Here is a 1,819-nt window from a genome sequence, read left to right as displayed (position 1 = left end):
AAGAGGCGGGTTACGGCTTCGCCTCCAACCCGCCCTACACGCTGACGCTGATCCGCCTACGAGCTGATGGCATAGCCGGTCTACCCCCAGTTCCGGGAATAACCCTTCCAATCCGCCGGGACGCTTCGTGCCATGAGCGAGCCCGCTCAGCTCGACTGCGGCCCCGATCCCACTTCGCCCGCCCTGCGCGCCTCCAGCGCCAGCTTTGTCAAAATCTTCTTCCCCGCGATGCGTCCCGACTCCCAGGCGCCGGTCATCTGACTGGGGCTCTTCTTCAGGTCCTGCACAAACGCCTCGCCCGCGAACACCAGGTTGCCGATCACCAGCGGATTGCGGCGCTTGACGCCAGGCAGCATGGCCGAATAGGCGGCCAGGAAATTCGGATTGGTCGTCCAGTCGGTGATATGAACGCGGCCTTCCAGGTTGTTGCGTGCACCGCTCAAATCGGGTTCGCCGACGCGATCGAGCAGATCGAGCATCTGGTTTTCGATGTCGGCGTAGTGCGATTTCTCCACCAGATCCGACATCGCGCCTGAAGCAAAGATGGTGACGAGCGGCTTGCCATCGGTGCGAAGGTGCAGGAGCCAGGCGTGACGCTGTTCGTAAATCGTGACGAACGTGTCCGGCGCGATATTGCGTTCGGCAAAGAATTCCGGCCGCAGCGGCACGAAAATCTTGGTCATTTTCGCGGCCGTCATGCCCGCCAGGACCGGATCCAGCTGCGAGCGCGCGCTCTTGTCGAATCTGACGCCGTGCGATTTCAGCGCGCCAACCGAGAGCGTACTGAGCACATAGTCGGCTTCGACCGTGTCCTTGTCGGTCACGACCACAAAGCGCCTTCCGGCCTTTTTGACCGTTTGCACGACGCGGCGGAGCCGGATATCGGCCTTGTAATACCGGGCTTCATTGGTCATGGCGGCGATGAGCTTTTCGATCCCGTCCTGCAATTGCATGCCGCCGGAACCCGCATCGTCGCCCCAGAATTCATCGCTCGAGACCTTGGCCGCGCTATCGACCGCCATCCAGTTGTTTGCCCGTTCCTCGGCCACAGCGACGATCACGCGCGATTTCGACATGTCGGCCAATTGCCGGAGCGACACGTCTTGATCCCGATGCTGCGCCTTCCAGATCGCATACATCTCGTAAAGCCGGTTCATCGCCCATTCGCGCTGCTCAGGCGCCACTGCGCCTTCCACCGAGATATTGAAGCGCCGCGTGGCGGTATCGATGCCGATCGGCCCCAGATCGTAGTGCCGATCGCAGGCCCATTTGTAGAACGGATTCCTGGCACCGCCATGGAACCAGTGCGCTCCGGCATCCACCGACACACCCGTCGACAGCTCATCAGTGCGTGCGCGCCCGCCGATCCAGTCCGCGGCGTCAAGGAGTGTCATCTCGGGCCGCGGGATGGTCCCGCCGGCCACGATGAGCTTGTCGACGCCTTCCCCGATGGTGATGGCAGCGGTCAGGCCGGAAATGCCGGCGCCAATGATGACAATATGCGAACGCATGGGCGGTGATTTTAGAGGAAAAGGCGAGGGCGTTGCACGTCGTTTGTGAGTTCAACGAGACAGCGGAGCCGACCCGCGCTGCGCAATCCGATCGCAACGGCAGCGCCAGCGTAAATGGAAGCTCTGTTCCTTCCACGCCCTGGGGTCGAATGCATCATCTTGGTCATGCATCATCCGAACATCATTCCGATTTTCAGAAATCGTTCTTGACGCTTCCCCCAAATCACCCTCATATTAGCGCCATCCTGTCCCACAGAGGGGCGTTCCGGATCGTCCAGAGACGCGGGGCAGGATGCGGTGGACGCGGC

Annotated in this window: 1 protein-coding gene; it reads right to left on the bottom strand. The window is 61.5% G+C overall.

Going from position 1 to position 1,819, the window contains the following annotated elements; translation table 11 throughout:
• Nucleotides 1-146: 146 nt before the first annotated feature.
• A complete protein-coding gene (locus WCB02_RS17665; protein WP_423959947.1) occupies nt 147-1,511 on the bottom strand; it encodes a flavin monoamine oxidase family protein in 1,365 nt (454 codons plus the stop codon).
• Nucleotides 1,512-1,819 lie beyond the last annotated feature (308 nt).

It is taken from the genome of Bradyrhizobium sp., assembly GCF_049581145.1.
Classification (GTDB): domain Bacteria; phylum Pseudomonadota; class Alphaproteobacteria; order Rhizobiales; family Xanthobacteraceae; genus Bradyrhizobium.
Note: the sequence above shows the minus strand (reverse complement) of the source record. Positions and strands in the feature narration are given on the sequence as shown.